The organism is Paenibacillus shirakamiensis (assembly GCF_017874255.1).
Lineage (GTDB): Bacteria > Bacillota > Bacilli > Paenibacillales > Paenibacillaceae > Fontibacillus > Fontibacillus shirakamiensis.
This window is the reverse complement of sequence record NZ_JAGGLD010000011.1, coordinates 19,108-34,605: the sequence shown is the minus strand read 5'-3', so window position 1 is coordinate 34,605 and position 15,498 is coordinate 19,108. Positions and strand designations below refer to the sequence as shown.

Below are 15,498 nucleotides of genomic sequence, written 5' to 3'. Positions count from 1 at the left end.
GGGTATTACATGCGCTTCGCGCCGCGCCCACCACGTTTACCTTCGGTGTTCTTCTTCAGCGAGGAAATGCGCTCTTCACTATCCTTAAGGAATCGTGAAACCTTATCTTCGAATGAGGCCTTACCGACTGGAGGTTTGAAGTTACGTCCTCCGCGATCTCGGTTAAATCCACCGCCACCACCACCACCGCCGCTTGGGCGATCTCCGTCTCTTCCGCCGCTAGTTGGGCGATCAGGTCGGGGTGCACGTGGAGGTCTAGGGGCTTCTGCCGGTTTATCCACGGTCTGCTTAATAGATAGTCCAATCTTGCCGTCCTTATCGACATTGATAACCTTAACGGTAACCACATCATTAATCTTGAGGTGATCGTTAACGTCCTTGACGTAATTATCGGCGATTTCCGAGATGTGAACGAGACCGGTGACACCTCCTGACAGATCCACAAATGCTCCAAAATGCGTGATGCCTGTCACTTTGCCTTCTAACTTGGTGCCCACTTCTATTGCCATAAAATAAAATGATCCTCCCTTAAAAATGTACACCAAGAGCTCATGATCTTGGCTGTGGTGATTTGATTATACCGAATGCGCCATACAAGGTCAACAGACGCATATCCTGCTAGCTATATCTATTCTCCTCCAGAAGAAGGCGTATAGATTGGAATCTCGCCAGGTTTGTAGAGGCCAAATTTTTTCTTGACAATTTGCTCGATATATTCAGGTTCCTTCAGACGTTCGTTCTCACGTTTCATTTGATTCAAAGATTGGATATTTTGTGTTTCCGTATCCTTCTTTTGGGCATATTCTAAGGTATATGTTTTAATTTGAGAAGCTTGGTCAATAAAACGATATGCAGCAAATCCTAAAACAACCAACATGAATACCATCCATAATTTAAGACGTCTGCGGGCGCCAACATTTTTGCCTGCTGATTGATTTTGATTAATTTGATTATTTCTCCGTTCAAACTCAGCACGCATATGCAGACACCTCCCATTCGTATTAATCTTCAGGTTCCTTCGGTCTAGGTTTCAATAATTGCATTAAAGAACTCCATATATGTTGAATTCGCAGTTGCAAGGCTCGTACTTTTTCAGAAATTTGAAAACGTATTACTAGAGGTCTGAACATCCATGCAACCAAGCGCCATAAGGGCAATAAAAATATTCTTAATAAATATAGCAACATGATCCATAGAAACCCGAAAGTAAGCTTGACCGCTTTGAAGACAAGCATCAGAGGAGCAACAATGAGAATTTGGAATAACCGTATAAAAAAGTTAAAAACCCTCTTTGTTACCATCATTAACATTACCACAATTCTTTCGGTTAAAACACTGAGGTATAAATAATATACCCATACCCCAATAAACAAACCAAGAAACACATAAAATCTTAATTGACCCTGATTGCTCATATATAACATTCTAAATACAAAAAGGGATGCCACTATCCAGTAGAGCAAGTCCAGCATGTGAATACTCCAGCGCGGAAAGCGAAGTTGTCCTGACACGACGCGGTAACTGTCAAAGGCGACCCCGAGCACCGCCCCAGAACATAGCATCCACATCAGGGTCACCCACTGTGTGTGTAAATTCATTTAAATAGCTTACCCATCAAACTCTTACTTTTAGGACTAGATCCGGGGTTCAGATATGATAAGGAATTAATGACACCTTCAATTGCAACCAATCCCTGCTCTAGACTAAGATTTTTGATATGCAGATTCTGACCGCGTATGGTTAAGTGTCCCAATTCAGTCTGTAGTAAAAATTCCTCGCTGTCAAAGCTCTCGACATTGTTGACGCCTGAAATCTCCAATAGCTTTCGGTTATGTAGCCGCAATTCTTGCAGCTTACTCTTTCCCTGATCGTTCATGGCATGTACCCCTCCCTCTACACTAAAAGCTTATGGGGAAGAGAACAGCTTTAGAACAAAAAAACTGCCCCTGTACAGACTAGTCTGTGATCGGGGCAGTCTTCCTTAGTGCAAAAAATCAGTTCCAGTCGAGTCCCGTCTCTTTTACTATCGGCTCTTCTTTCACTAATGTATATAGGCTAGACGCCTCATCCTTACGGGTACTCTCAGCTAGCCGCTCAACCTGGATCGTCACCAACTTTTGACCAAATTGAACGGTAATTTCATCGCCCACCTTGACCGTACTGCTGGGTTTGGCTTCACGTCCATTAATTAGCACTCGGCCCTGCTCAGAGACATCCTTAGCTACCGTACGCCGCTTAATTAGCCTGGACACCTTTAGGAATTTATCAAGACGCATTATTTTACAGCTTCTTTAAGTTTGTTACCTGCTTTGAATGCAGGTACAGTGGATTCAGGAATTTCGATCGTTTTGCCGGTTTGCGGGTTACGACCTGTGCGGCCAGAACGTTTGCGTGTCTCAAATGTACCAAAACCAATCAGTTGCACTTTATCTCCTTCGGAAAGTGCGTCTGTAATTTCACCTAAGAAACTGTTAAGAACGACTTCTACGTCTCTCTTCGTCAAGCCGCTTTTGCCGGAAATGTTGTTGATGAGATCTGTCTTGTTCATAATAAAAGCCTCCCAATATTAAAAAAAATAGAGTATATGCGGTGGTCATAGGCATTATATCCTATAGTACACCTGCGAAGTTATCCCTAATCAGTATTCTTGGTTGATGCTGGGATTCCTGCTTTACATAGTGATTTTCTACTTTTTTTATACTTTTTTTATATTTTTTCTAAAAAATTCGCTTCATTTTATAAGGATGTAGATGTTCGCTCTACTTGCTTTGCTTCATCCCAAAATCTATCCATCTCTTCCAGATTGCTCTCGTTCATGGTCTTGCCAGCTGCAAGAAGCTGCTGCTCAATATATTCAAATCTTGACGTGAATTTGCGAATCACCCGGGTTAATGCCTCTTCGGGATCAGCGCCAATAAAACGCGAAATATTAACTACAGTAAAGAGTACATCGCCTAATTCTAGGACCTGATCATCCTGAGTATGCCCTTCTCTAACAGCTTCTTTAAGTTCTGCGACCTCTTCATCCATCTTCTTAAAAGCATCGTCAATATGATCCCAGTCAAAGCCTACTTTCGCTGCTTTTTTCTGAATCTTATAGGCTTTCATCAGAGCAGGAATATCTCGCGGAACGCCACTGAGCGCAGAAAGTTTCTCAGGTTCTATTCCTTTCTTACGTTTCTCCTCAGCCTTCATAGCCTCCCAGTTGTTCAGTGCAGATTCCGCATCAGGGGCAGTTATATCACCAAACACATGGGGGTGACGGAACAGCAACTTCTCATTTAGACTTCCGATCACATCATACACGCTGAACATGCCGATTTCTTCTTCCATCTGTGCATGAAGCATGATTTGAAGCAGCAGATCTCCCAATTCTTCTTGCATATGAGCGGGATCGTCTTCATCGATTGTCTCTAACACTTCGTAAGTTTCTTCAATAAGATTTTTGCGAATGGACTGGTGGGTCTGTTCTCGATCCCAAGGACATCCTTCTGGACTACGAAGAATAGTGACGATCTCATGAAGGCGTTCAAAACTTGTGTTGCGCAGATCATCGCGCTCATCTTTAGGGACATAAATCACGGAAAGGTTGCCGTAACCCTCCACGCGGTCTAGATCGTATAAAGGAATTTGCTCTATTTTCTCTTGACCGGCTACTCCTAAAGCATGTCCTACAGTGACTACATAATCAGCCGGGTAAATCTCCATCAAACTAAGTTTCACATCTGAAGCTGTAAAAGCATCGTACACCTGACCAATCAGCGTATGTAACCTCGGCTCTACTAGACCCGGCTTCAGACCCGACGCGTCGAGGAGCTGAAAACCTTCAATGGGATCAAATCCAAGACGGGCAAACGCTTCATCTAGGAAGCTTTCTCCGCCGACAATATTCAGTTCAATCTCCTTGTCCTTGCAAAATTGTTGCAGCAGCTTAACCGTAGATTCCGCCACCATGGGATGACCAGGCACTGCATAGATCAGTTCTCCCGACGTTAAGCCCTCAGCCTTTTCTACAAGTAGACGAGTAATTTCTTCATATACCGCAGGGAAATTATCTTTGGCTTCATAGACATGATCAAAAGAGGTGAAGGTTATATTATGTTCTTCTTGAAGCCAGGTTACTACCGGATGCTCTATAGTCCGAACATACACCATGCTCGCTTGCTGAAGTTTTTTTAAATTGCCAAGCGTCAATCGATCCGGGTCCCCTGATCCTAGACCCACCACGGTAATCGTTGCACTCATGATTCGTCACACTCCTGTATGCGGCTAATGTATTAAAATAGTATAGATAAATAGCGTATAAATGTACAATTCCGCTGTTATTTAAGAGCGATTTGGCAGTAACTTGAGGCGCCGAAGCCAACGGACGAGCTTCGGGCCGATTTTGGGCAGGGCGAACAGCTCCTGCTCCGTCATCACGCGCAGCCGCAGTACGCCGATAGCGAAGACGGCGGCGCCAAGCGCTACGCCAAGCAGGCTTTCGGCTGCGGCGGCGCTTCGCCGGCCGTGTAACAGGCCGGCGGCGTCCGTTCCGAGCCGCAGCGTAAGCACGGCGAGGGCCAGCGCTGCGACGAGCAGCGCTGGCTTCAGCACAGCTTCCTTCAGGCGTAGCCGAAGGGAAGTTGTGCTGAGAAGCAGCGCGAGGTTGAGCGCTGCAGCGAAGCTGTATGCCGCCAAGCTTGCGATGGCTGCGCCGTCAATGCCAAGCTGCGGCACAAGCAGCAGGTTGAGCAGGATCTTTAACACGGCGGCTCCTGCCAAGTGTAGGGCAGGGCGACGCACGGCGCCAAGGCCTTGAAGCAGCGCAGCAGTTATAGTTACCATCGTACTTGGAGCTGCTGTAAGAGCGATCCAACGCAGCGCACTGGTTCCGGCGATATCTTTGTACATCATGATGTTGATAGGCTCTGCTAGCAGAGCCAGCCCCGCAGATGAAGCCAGGCCAATCAGCCAGAACCAGCGTAAGGCTAACCTAGTCTGAGACTGGATAAAGGCAACTTCGCCCTTAAATTTAAGCTCAGCCATTAAGGGAATGAACAACATGGACAAGGAGCCTCCAAGCATCGTTACCAGTTGAACCAGGGGAATACCTCGATTATAGACCCCCACTTGAACTAGAGAGGACATCTCCTCTATCCCTCCTTGCTGCAATAGGCGTGGTAGGGTAAAGGTATCAACAAGACCGATCAGCGGAACAGCCAGCGCCGCAAGGCAGATTGGAATTCCATAGACCAGAAGCTCTTTAATTAGCCTTATATTGGATACAGATAAGGAGGCGGTCTGTTTGTTCTCTTGAGTTAGAATTGCAACCTCCCTCTGATGACGCCGCCAATAATAGATCATAATGATCAGTCCTGCTACGCCTCCTGCCGCTGATCCCACCATAGCCCCAGATGCCACCGTACTATCGTCGGCTCCCGTTGTATGAAAATACATTAACAACACAATCATTACACCAACACGTAAAGCTTGCTCGGCAACCTGAGATACAGCCGTCGGCAACATATTTTGAAGTCCTTGAAAATATCCACGTAGCGCAGCAGCCGCTGGTACGAATATGAGCGCAGGAGAAGCACTCCGCAGTGCAGGAATCAGTTGCTTACTTCCAATCCAGTGTGCCAATATCGGAGCACCCATATATAAGAGGATGGCTCCAATAAAACCTAAGATCACAATAACAAGCCCAGACACCCTTAACACTTGTAGGGCACCCCTTCGGTTCTCTGCCGCTTCTTGCTCTGCGACAAATTTGGACACTGCGGTTGGAAAGCCCGCCGTTGCGAGTGTGAGCAGCAAGGTATAGAAAGGATACACGGTGTTGTATATACCAAAAACTCCATCCCCCCCAATATTCTGGAGAGGAATTTTTTGCAAAGTTCCTAACAATTTAGTCAATAAAGCTGCGATCGTTAACAGTGCTGCACCTTTTAACAACTTCCCCGCTGAAGAGGTTTCTTTCATTGCTTTCCCCACTTATCTCTTATGAATCTAATGAGATTCCCGTTTCTCAACTGTATTCATTATAATCCCAACGGGGGTAATTACATAGCAAAACCCCCTATGCCCTCTACCAGGCGTGAGCCAGGAAAGGTAAGGGGGTTCTTTATAACTATCATGCAGCGCTTCTTATTGCTCCATCTGTTTGCCCAAAAATCCAGCAGCTGTTTCTGCCATTTTGGATTCCATTTGTGACATTTTGACGGATTCGTCTTTGTTCAAAAGAACGACCGCCCCAATCGGATCTCCACCCGAAATAATAGGAGCAATCACAAAGGTAGAAATCGCTTCTGCATGGTCTTTTGTAATTTCATAACTGCCAGAACTTGCTTCCACTATAATTTTTCGATTATCCATACTGTTCTCAAGCAGTGATCCTACAGACTTGTCCAAATATTCCTTTTTGGAAGCCCCCGCCAGAGCAATAATGGTATCTCGATCTGCAATAAGGGTGATATGACCTGTACTTTCGAATAAGGACTCTGCGTACTCTTTAGCAAAATCTCCTAATTCTCCAATCGGAGAATATTTCTTCAAAATAACCTCGCCATCACGATCCACAAAAATCTCCAGTGGGTCTCCTTCACGAATTCGTAAGGTACGGCGTATTTCCTTGGGAATAACGACCCTGCCTAAATCATCAATACGACGTACAATTCCAGTAGCTTTCATTCACATGTTGCCCCGCTTTCTTAAGAAGTTTTGAACTACTGTTCCTTTATGGGTAGAAGAAGGGTTCAGTATATTTTAATTCTTGGCCATAGTATTCAACTGCTGCCAATTCCTTATACATGAACTTTCCTCAAAATACACTCCATCTTATCATGGTCTTATTACGAAAACAAAAGCAGCGCGATTCTTACTCGCGCTGCAGCCATAAAGCTTGTCTAACTTCGCTAAGCCGTATTACTTCGTCGTCTTAGGTTCAGTAGTGTTAGGTGTTGTCGTACTAGGTGTTGTTGTCTTGCTATCTTCTGTCTTGGTTTCCACTTTAGGGAGATCCGTTTTTTTGATAAGTTTTGGAAGATCATTTTGCATAAATGTATCTAGTTTCGTTGCAGCTACGGATGTTTTAAGTGTATCTTTTTGTTCTTGTGTCAATTGGTCATACGTTTTCTCGGAACGAGCTTCTACACGCATAACATGATAACCATAATCCGTTTTTACAGGATCACTAATTTTGTTAAGTGGAAGTGTTAGAGCCGCTTGTTTGAACTGTTCAACCCATTCTCCAACAGCTACGTCCGTGTATAAACCATCTTTATCCTTGGAACCTGGATCTTCCGAATATTCTTTGGCAAGCTTACCGAAGTCTGCACCCTTGTCCAGCTTAGCTTTCAATTCTTTAGCCAATTTCAAGGCATTTGCATCGGTACGATCTTTACCATTAGCATCCTTAAGAGTGATTAGAATATGGCGAACAGTTGCTGTCGTATAATCTTTTTTCTTGGTTTCGAATTCTTTAGCAATTTCTGCATCCGTTACCTTAGCTGTTTCGCTTTCAACAACTGTGAACATTTTGACCATATAAGCCTTCACTTCAGCTTCTGTTATTTTTTTTGCATCTAACATTTTCTTGAATTCAGCATCTTTGACCTGCTTTTTAATCGCAGCTAGTTGATCTGTAGCCTTTTTCTCCCCAGCTTGCTTAGCTTTGTCATCTGCTTTTTTCGCTAAGTAGTCATAAGCAATTTCTTGCTTAAGCATATACTCACGGAATTCATTCACTTGAGCGAATTGTTCCATATCTGGAGACAACAAAAGCATGATCCGTTGTTGAAGGTCGAATTGGTTTGCTGTAATTTGACCTCCTTCATACGTAGCGACTACCTTACTTGTGTCTTTTGGCTGTTCTGTAGTTGTGTTTGTTTTGTCTGTAGCCGTGTCGTCTTTCTTGGAACAACCTGCCATTATGGAAAAGGCCATCACTGCGATTAGAGCAATCAACAGCGTCCTCCATGTACGACTTTTACTTTGCAACATTGTGTACTTCCCCTTTCAATTTGAATGCATCCTTGAGAGACTCAAGGAATTGCTCAAGCCAATTCATCATCTCTTTATCTGCCAAATCTTTCACTTTGATCTGAACGATTATGCCAGGCCCTTGATTAAATTGTACACGTCTTCCGTACTGATTTCCAATTTCCGCAAATTTAGTTGGAATTAAATCTTTTTCTCTACCTTCGTGGAATTTCAAAATGACTTCATCCCCACGTCGGGTAATCGATTCAATGCCATAAGATCTGGAATACACTTTTAATTTCGCAGCAGAGAGTAGGTTCTCTACAGCTTCCGGTGCTTCACCAAAACGATCCAGCAGCTCGTCCGCAAGCTCTGTAGCTTCTTCAAGCGACTCTATAGCTGCAGCCTTCTTATAGATTTCAATCTTCTGAATACTATCATAGATATATTCTGGAGGTAAATAGGCGTCAATGCTCAAGTCAATCACAGTATTCCAGACTTTTTCAAGCGGTTCAGCCTCACCTAATAATGTAATCTTACGCTTTTGAATCTCTTCTGCAAGCATCTGAGAATACAGGTCAAATCCAACCGAAGCGATAAATCCATGTTGTTCAGCACCTAATAGATTCCCCGCCCCACGAATGGATAAGTCTCTCATCGCAATTTTGAACCCTGATCCAAGCTCAGTGAATTCCTTGATAGATTGCAGACGCTTCTCCGCCACTTCAGTTAAAGATTTGTCTTTTTGATAGGTAAAATAGGCATACGCAATACGATTCGAACGTCCTACACGTCCCCTTAATTGATAAAGCTGCGAAAGACCCATTTTATCGGCATCATGCACAATCAATGTATTCACATTCGGGATATCTACACCTGTCTCAATAATGCTGGTACTTACTAATACGTCATACTCGCCATCTAGAAAGTCCAGAATCGTTTTTTCAAGTTCCTGTTCAGACATCTGTCCATGGCCAATACCTACCTTAGCCTCAGGTACAAGCATAGAAATTTGGGCGGCCATTTCTTGAATGCCTTGCACCTTGTTATATAAATAGTAGACCTGACCCCCCCGAGCTAACTCTCGTTCAATCGATTCTCGAACCAAAGCATGACTATGCTCTACCACATAGGTCTGTACCGGGAAGCGGTTCTCTGGAGGCGTCTCAATGACAGACAGATCTCTCACGCCAAGCATCGACATATGTAGCGTTCTGGGAATAGGTGTAGCTGTGAGTGTAAGGACATCGACATTCACTTTGAGACGCTTCAGCTTCTCTTTATGCGTTACACCAAATCGTTGCTCTTCATCTACAATAAGCAGTCCTAGGTCTTTAAATACCAGATCTTGGGATAATAAACGATGCGTGCCAATTACAATATCCACAGTGCCCTGTTTGATTCCCTTAGTCGTCTCATTCTGTTCCTTACGACTGCGGAAACGGCTTAAGACTTGTATATTAATGGGATATCCAGAGAAACGTTCACGGAACGTCTCATAGTGCTGTTGTGCCAGGATAGTCGTAGGAACGAGTACAGCAACCTGTTTCCCCTCAATTGCACTCTTAAAGGCCGCTCGAATGGCTACCTCCGTCTTGCCGTATCCTACATCACCGCACAAGAGACGATCCATTGGACGGGATTTCTCCATATCCTTCTTGATCTCTTCTATCGCACGTTTTTGATCTCGGGTCTCGTCATAAGGGAACATAGCTTCAAATTCAACTTGCTCTGGCGAATCCTTTTCAAATCCATACCCTTCGGAAGCCTGACGATCCGCATACAGCTTAATTAGTTCATCTGCAATATCTTCCACCGAGGAACGAACTTTATTTTTGACACGAATCCAGTCATTTCCACCCAGTTTATATACTTTGGGCTCTTTGTCTTCTGATCCTACATACTTTTGAATCAGGTCAATCTGATCAATAGGAACCGATAGCTTATCTCCCCCAGCATACAAAATGTGGAGATAATCTTTGTGAATTCCACCCACTTCGAGTGTTCCAATTCCTATATATTTACCGATACCATGATTCTGGTGAACCACATAATCCCCCAATTTCAGTTCGGTATAGCTCTTGATTCTTTCGGCATTATCCATGCTGCGTCCCACTTTGCGGGCTTTACGCTGCTTCTGGGAGAACATCTCGCCTTCTGTAATGACAACAAGGTGAATGGATGGAAGCTCAAATCCGGTCTGCATATTACCCTGTATAAGCGTTGGTTCATCAATGTTGTAATCTTCCAGTACTCGGCGCATTCGCTCGATGCGCTCCTCATTGCTGGCCAGCATAATAACACGGGCTCCACTTTTCTTCCAACGTTCCATTTCAGATTTCAGGACATTCATCTGACCATGGAAATCTTGCATCGCCCGACTAACAAAATTCAAAATATTTTGAGGCTGAACATGAGGAACTTGGCGTAAAAACAACGAGAGAAAAAGGGTCTGATACGGGCGCTGATAAAGCACCTGATCACTGTTTACCGAAAGTGGAAGTTCCGGCAGGCTTTTGCTATTTTGAAATAAATGAAGGTTCCATTCTGCTTCATCTCTTTCGAGCTGTTTGCCCGTTTCTAGTAATCTGGCTGGTTCATCCAGAATGAGCAGCGTGTCCTCAGGCATGTAATCATACAAGGTAACCTCTTCTGGATAAATCAGAGAAATGTATTTATACATTTCTGAGAAGTTCACATGCTCTCTTAACAGTTCCACATCACGAGAAATCTCTTCCTGCAGACGGATCTTGGCTTGACGGTCTGACATTTTGTCCAGTTGATCTTTAAGGCGAGCTTCTAAAGTGACTGCTGCCTGATCCAACCGTTCACTCGGTGCGATAATTTCTTTGCAAGGAGGAATGCGAATGGCTTGAACTTGGTCTACGGATCGTTGGTCTACAGGATCAAATGTCCGAATCGAATCAACATCTTCATCAAAAAGCTCAATGCGGTAAGCAAGTTTGGACGTAAGCGGATAAATATCGATAATTCCGCCCCGAACGCTCATCTCCCCTCGCGATTCTACTCGCTGAACGCGATCATAACCAAGTTCCACTAGCCGTAGTAGGAATGCATCTAGAGAGAGCGTTCCCCCTACTTTTACTTCTACTTCAGCCCTTGCCAACTCACTAGCAATTGGAACGTATCTCCGCACCCCTGAAAAAGGCACAACAACAATCCCGCGAAATCCCTGCGAGCATTTTAGGAGAACTTCAATTCGCTGTGCTAACGTCTCTGGGCTCGAGACTGCTGATTCCGCTGCTACTAATTCGTTAGCTGGATATAGCAACACCTGATCGGGGTTCAAGGCTTCTTGCAAATCTTCAGCAATTCGCTGTGCAGAGAACATATTGTGCGTCACCACTAGGAGCGGCCTGTCAATTTGACCATGTAAAGCTGCTAACATTACCTGCCTAGAAGATCCAGCCAACCCCGAGATCAGCTGTTCTTTCATGCCGGCTTTTACACCTGAGGATAAGGATTCGAAATCAGGTTCTTTAGAAAATTCTTGTATGAGTGCTTGTAACAAAAGTTGCACCTCTCTTATGCTTCGACTAATAAAATTTGGAAAGTACTAAAATAAGCCTCAGCATTCGTGCCAAGGCTCTATAGCGCATTATCCGGGATCATCTGATTCACCGGAGACACTCCACCTTAGATTACTGAAGTGGGCTAGACAAAAGTGTAAGCTCAGGATGGCTCTCATAAGCTTCCCGGCAATAGTCACAAGTTACACGAACTGTTATATCTCCATTTGGATCATACGCTATTATATCTCTCCGCTCATCGGGGGTCAAGAAATGGAAGCCCAACCTAGATTCGGTGATTTCTGTCGATTCAATACTTCCCATAGATGCCCGGCAATGCCGACATACATAGTTTACTGCCATTGTTATGCCTCCTGAGGGTCATTTATACCTTTAGTATGCCCACTTCTAGAAGGATTAGCCCTTGTATGCTATTACTTATTAAACTTGGCCATCGTCTGCTCAAATGAATGATTCAGACTGTATTCTAATGCAAGAACAGCATCGTCGATTGAGGATTGTAAAAGTTCTTGTTCTTTTTTAGCGAACGGAGCCAGAACATAGTCTACTATGGGGTATCCTGTCTGCGGACGAGATATCCCCATACGAATGCGATTGAACGTCTGGGTCCCCGTATGTTGAATCAAAGATTTAATTCCGTTATGTCCACCAGCGCTGCCTTGATAGCGCAGACGATTTCTCCCAATCTCTGTATCTAGGTCATCATACACGACAATCATATCCTCAAGGGACACTTTATAATAATCCATGAAAGCACGGACAGACTCTCCCGACAGATTCATGTATGTCATAGGTTTAATTAAAGTTACTTTGCTACCGGCTACGTTCCCTTCACCAATCAATGCTTTACACTTATTTGTCTTTATTGAAATTCCATGCTGTTCTGCAAAAGAATCCAAAGCCATAAAACCAATATTGTGACGTGTACGTTCATAGTTGGGTCCCGGATTCCCGAGCCCGACGATCCATTTCATGCTCGTAGACCCCATTTCAGATAGCTTTTTAATTTAATTATTAATAATATTCATAATATTGGCAAATTTTAAAAAGTAATCGTTCTCATTTGCTCCATTTTTGATTAAAATATAGGCAACGAGAGTCTTACACTCCAATCTTTCAGGCACAACTTTATTATCATATGGTTAGAAGGTGAATCATCCTTGCAAGTGTTTGGCGCAGAACTTACTCAAGATTCCCACTTCCAAGACCATCTGGATCATGCCATTCCTGTTCAGGTCTATCGCATGGGTAATCATGTAGATATTGGCTGGATCAAGGACTTTGACCAACATGCTGTCCTGATTGGTGACACGTTATACAAAAGGAGTGCTTATGTTTTTACATCCCGGCCCGGCTACTAGAGTTCATCTTGGTGCTTACCGGGTTCACCACATCTTTACCATGCTCATGTATCACTTGCGATACGCAGGTAGGGGTTACTTCTCCATAGCAGAGAAGTAACCCCTTTTCATCCTTTTAACCTACTCAATTTCGAACAGTTTACTAATCGAAAGCTCTTCATGCACCCGAATAATCGCTTCCCCCATCAAGGGAGCTACTGACAACACCTTAAGTTTGCTAGTCGGATTCGGATGTGATATAGGAATCGTATCGGTAACAATAACCTCTTTTAGCGGAGAATTCTCAAGTCGTTCCATGGCCGGACCCGAAAGTACAGCATGTGTACAGCATGCATACACTTCTTTGACGCCGCCTTCTTTAAGTGCATTTGCTCCCAAGACAATGGTTCCGGCAGTGTCAATGATATCATCGACTAGAATAGCCGTCTTGCCTTCAATATTACCGATGATGTTCATAACTTCACTTACATTCGGTTCAGGACGGCGCTTATCAATAATAGCTAGCGGAGCATTTAAGAAGTCTGCTAGTTTACGAGCGCGAACTACTCCTCCATGATCGGGAGATACCACTACTGGATTCTCAATATGTTTAGAACGGAAATATTGAGCGAGAATCGGCACACCGAGCATGTGATCCACAGGAATATCGAAGAAACCTTGAATTTGCATAGCATGAAGATCCATCGTAATTACCCGGTGGGCACCCGCTTTTTCGATCAAATTCGCTACTAGCTTGGCCGTAATAGGGTCACGCGAACGAGCCTTCCGGTCCTGCCTAGCATAACCATAATAAGGAATGACTACGTTAATACTTTTGGCTGAAGCCCGCTTGAGAGCATCTACCATAACGAGTAGCTCCATAAGATTATCATTGACAGGCCCACAAGTGGACTGAACAACATACACATGTGAACCCCGAACACTCTCGGACAATTTCACTTGAATTTCACCGTCACTAAAGCTCGTTGTCTCTGAATCTCCCATAGGAATCCCGATATAGTCGGCAATTTGGTGCGCGAGCTTAGGGTTGGAGTTACAGGTGAAGATCTTTAGCTTGGAATCACAATAAGTCATAGAATGAAAACCCTCCGTGCAATTTAAATTGAACTAAAGAACTATTCAAGACCTTACTTTAGTTCAATTGCTAAGGTCATTGAATATTCCGCGTATTCTGAAAATAGGACCAGACTAAAAAACTTTAGTCCTGCTCTCTCTGTTTCTTTGCAATGGCACGCGCACGAATTTTCTCTGCATACCCTGATTTGTTCTCCTGACGTTGTCTAGCAATGGCTAGATCGTTATCAGATACGGAATGAGTAATAGTAGATCCTGCTACGACATAAGCACCCTTACCCACTTTGACTGGTGCAATTAAATTGACATTGCTGCCAATAAAAGCATCATCTTCAATTTCGGTAATCGATTTATTATACCCATCATAATTGACAGTTATTGCTCCGCAGCCGATATTTACATTCTTACCCACCTTCGCATCCCCGATATAACTGAGATGAGAAACTTTCGAACCATCATCTAAGGTAGCATTCTTAATCTCAACAAAGTCGCCTACCTTCACATCTGCTCCAAGTTTTGTCCCTGGACGCAAATAAGCGAATGGTCCGACGCTTGTTCCACTGCCGGCCTCCGCCTCTTGAAGAACTGAATGTTTGACAGTCACACGATCTTGAAGCACACTATCGGCAATTTCTGCACCAGGACCAATAGTACAATCTTCTCCAATCGTCGTATGACCGGTTATCCATGTTCCCGGGTAAATGACAGTGTCAGATCCTATAATAACATCTGCACCTATATAAGTGGAACTAGGGTCAATAATGGTAACACCGTTAATCATATGCTTTCTTGTAATTCTCTCTCTCATAAAACCTTCTGCCTCAGATAATGCAATACGATCATTTACGCCAATAGATTCAGCATGATCATCTGTTACATAAGCTCCTACGAATTCTTGATCATTTACTAGAATGCCAATGACATCCGTCAAATAATACTCATGCTGAGCGTTACTATTAGTAACCTTATCCAGTGCTTCAAATAATTTCGCATTATCAAAACAATACGTACCTGTATTAATCTCCTGCACCGCATCTTGTTCTGGTGTGCAGTCCTTTTGTTCTACAATTTGAACTACAGATCCATCTTTAGCGCGAATGACACGGCCATATCCTTTAGGATTATCCATAATAGCAGTGAGTACTGTTGCGGCTGCATTCTTACTTTGATGAAGTTGCATTAACTCTTCGAGCGTCTCTGAAGTCACTAATGGTGTGTCACCACAAATTACAATGGTTGTTCCCTCTTCGCTTCCAATCAGCGCTTTCGCCTGCTTCACGGCATGGCCAGTTCCAAGTTGCTGCTCCTGTAACACATATTCAGCCGATGTTCCAAGATAAGACTGGACGGCTTCTGCACCATGGCCTACCACCACGATACTACGTTCACAATTGACTGTCTTCACGGTGTCAAGAACATGTCCTACCATCGGTTTACCGCATACGGGATGAAGCACTTTGTATAATTTCGACTTCATACGTTTCCCTTGTCCTGCAGCAAGAACAACTGCTAATCTTTTCAAGGCCTCGGCCTCCTTCTCTTGAACTCAT

Annotated in this window: 16 protein-coding genes; 1 reads left to right on the top strand and 15 read right to left on the bottom strand. The window is 43.9% G+C overall.

Translation table 11 applies throughout. The features are described from left to right. Window positions 1–5: 5 nt before the first annotated feature. The 13 genes from J2Z69_RS18665 to pth form a co-directional block, all read right to left on the bottom strand. Window positions 6–509, bottom strand: coding sequence for a S1 domain-containing RNA-binding protein (locus tag J2Z69_RS18665; protein ID WP_209866241.1), 504 nt, complete (start codon window positions 507–509; stop codon window positions 6–8). 119 nt (window positions 510–628) lie between these two features. Beyond that, the gene (locus J2Z69_RS18660; RefSeq protein ID WP_209866239.1) at window positions 629–979 is read right to left on the bottom strand and encodes an FtsB family cell division protein; all 351 of its coding nucleotides are present in this window, start codon (window positions 977–979) and stop codon (window positions 629–631) included. Window positions 980–1,001: 22 nt separating this feature from the next. Then, window positions 1,002–1,598, bottom strand: coding sequence for a spore cortex biosynthesis protein YabQ (gene yabQ, locus J2Z69_RS18655; RefSeq protein ID WP_209866236.1), 597 nt, complete (start codon window positions 1,596–1,598; stop codon window positions 1,002–1,004). Then, a complete protein-coding gene (gene yabP, locus J2Z69_RS18650; protein WP_209866233.1) occupies window positions 1,595–1,876 on the bottom strand; it encodes a sporulation protein YabP in 282 nt (93 codons plus the stop codon). The genes yabQ and yabP overlap by 4 nt, the downstream gene beginning before the upstream one ends. 118 nt (window positions 1,877–1,994) lie before the next feature. Further along, window positions 1,995–2,276: an RNA-binding S4 domain-containing protein gene (locus J2Z69_RS18645; RefSeq protein WP_209866231.1), complete on the bottom strand. Its 282-nt coding sequence runs from the start codon at window positions 2,274–2,276 to the stop codon at window positions 1,995–1,997. Next, on the bottom strand, window positions 2,276–2,548 hold the full coding sequence (locus J2Z69_RS18640) for an HU family DNA-binding protein (protein ID WP_209866227.1): 273 nt from the start codon (window positions 2,546–2,548) through the stop codon (window positions 2,276–2,278). Before J2Z69_RS18640 ends, J2Z69_RS18645 begins: the two co-directional genes overlap by 1 nt. 188 nt (window positions 2,549–2,736) lie before the next feature. Next, a complete protein-coding gene (gene yabN, locus J2Z69_RS18635; protein WP_209866225.1) occupies window positions 2,737–4,245 on the bottom strand; it encodes a bifunctional methyltransferase/pyrophosphohydrolase YabN in 1,509 nt (502 codons plus the stop codon). An 81-nt stretch (window positions 4,246–4,326) separates the two neighbouring features. Further along, complete coding sequence (locus J2Z69_RS18630) at window positions 4,327–5,964, bottom strand: putative polysaccharide biosynthesis protein (protein WP_209866222.1); 1,638 nt, start codon at window positions 5,962–5,964, stop codon at window positions 4,327–4,329. Between the two features lie 165 nt (window positions 5,965–6,129). Continuing rightward, entirely contained in the window at window positions 6,130–6,672 is a 543-nt protein-coding gene (gene spoVT / locus J2Z69_RS18625) for a stage V sporulation protein T (protein WP_209866218.1), read from the bottom strand. Window positions 6,673–6,906: 234 nt separating this feature from the next. Continuing rightward, complete coding sequence (locus tag J2Z69_RS18620; protein ID WP_209866215.1) at window positions 6,907–7,983, bottom strand: peptidylprolyl isomerase; 1,077 nt, start codon at window positions 7,981–7,983, stop codon at window positions 6,907–6,909. Then, complete coding sequence (gene mfd, locus J2Z69_RS18615; RefSeq protein WP_209866212.1) at window positions 7,970–11,494, bottom strand: transcription-repair coupling factor; 3,525 nt, start codon at window positions 11,492–11,494, stop codon at window positions 7,970–7,972. The genes J2Z69_RS18620 and mfd overlap by 14 nt, the downstream gene beginning before the upstream one ends. 130 nt (window positions 11,495–11,624) lie before the next feature. Beyond that, window positions 11,625–11,855 carry an anti-sigma-F factor Fin gene (gene fin, locus J2Z69_RS18610; RefSeq protein WP_209866209.1) on the bottom strand — a complete coding sequence of 77 codons (231 nt, stop codon included), beginning with the start codon at window positions 11,853–11,855 and terminating at the stop codon, window positions 11,625–11,627. Window positions 11,856–11,926: 71 nt separating this feature from the next. Further along, window positions 11,927–12,487: an aminoacyl-tRNA hydrolase gene (pth, locus tag J2Z69_RS18605; RefSeq protein WP_209866206.1), complete on the bottom strand. Its 561-nt coding sequence runs from the start codon at window positions 12,485–12,487 to the stop codon at window positions 11,927–11,929. 186 nt (window positions 12,488–12,673) lie between these two features. Here pth and J2Z69_RS18600 point away from each other — a divergent pair, with 186 nt between their 5' ends. Further along, on the top strand, window positions 12,674–12,874 hold the full coding sequence (locus J2Z69_RS18600; protein ID WP_209866204.1) for a hypothetical protein: 201 nt from the start codon (window positions 12,674–12,676) through the stop codon (window positions 12,872–12,874). Window positions 12,875–12,994: 120 nt separating this feature from the next. Here the strand turns inward: J2Z69_RS18600 and J2Z69_RS18595 are convergent, their stop codons facing one another. Together J2Z69_RS18595 and glmU are read right to left on the bottom strand one after the other, a co-directional pair. Continuing rightward, window positions 12,995–13,948, bottom strand: coding sequence for a ribose-phosphate diphosphokinase (locus J2Z69_RS18595; protein ID WP_209866201.1), 954 nt, complete (start codon window positions 13,946–13,948; stop codon window positions 12,995–12,997). A gap of 124 nt (window positions 13,949–14,072) precedes the next feature. Further along, window positions 14,073–15,470, bottom strand: coding sequence for a bifunctional UDP-N-acetylglucosamine diphosphorylase/glucosamine-1-phosphate N-acetyltransferase GlmU (gene glmU, locus J2Z69_RS18590; RefSeq protein WP_209866199.1), 1,398 nt, complete (start codon window positions 15,468–15,470; stop codon window positions 14,073–14,075). Between the last annotated feature and the right edge of the window lie 28 nt (window positions 15,471–15,498).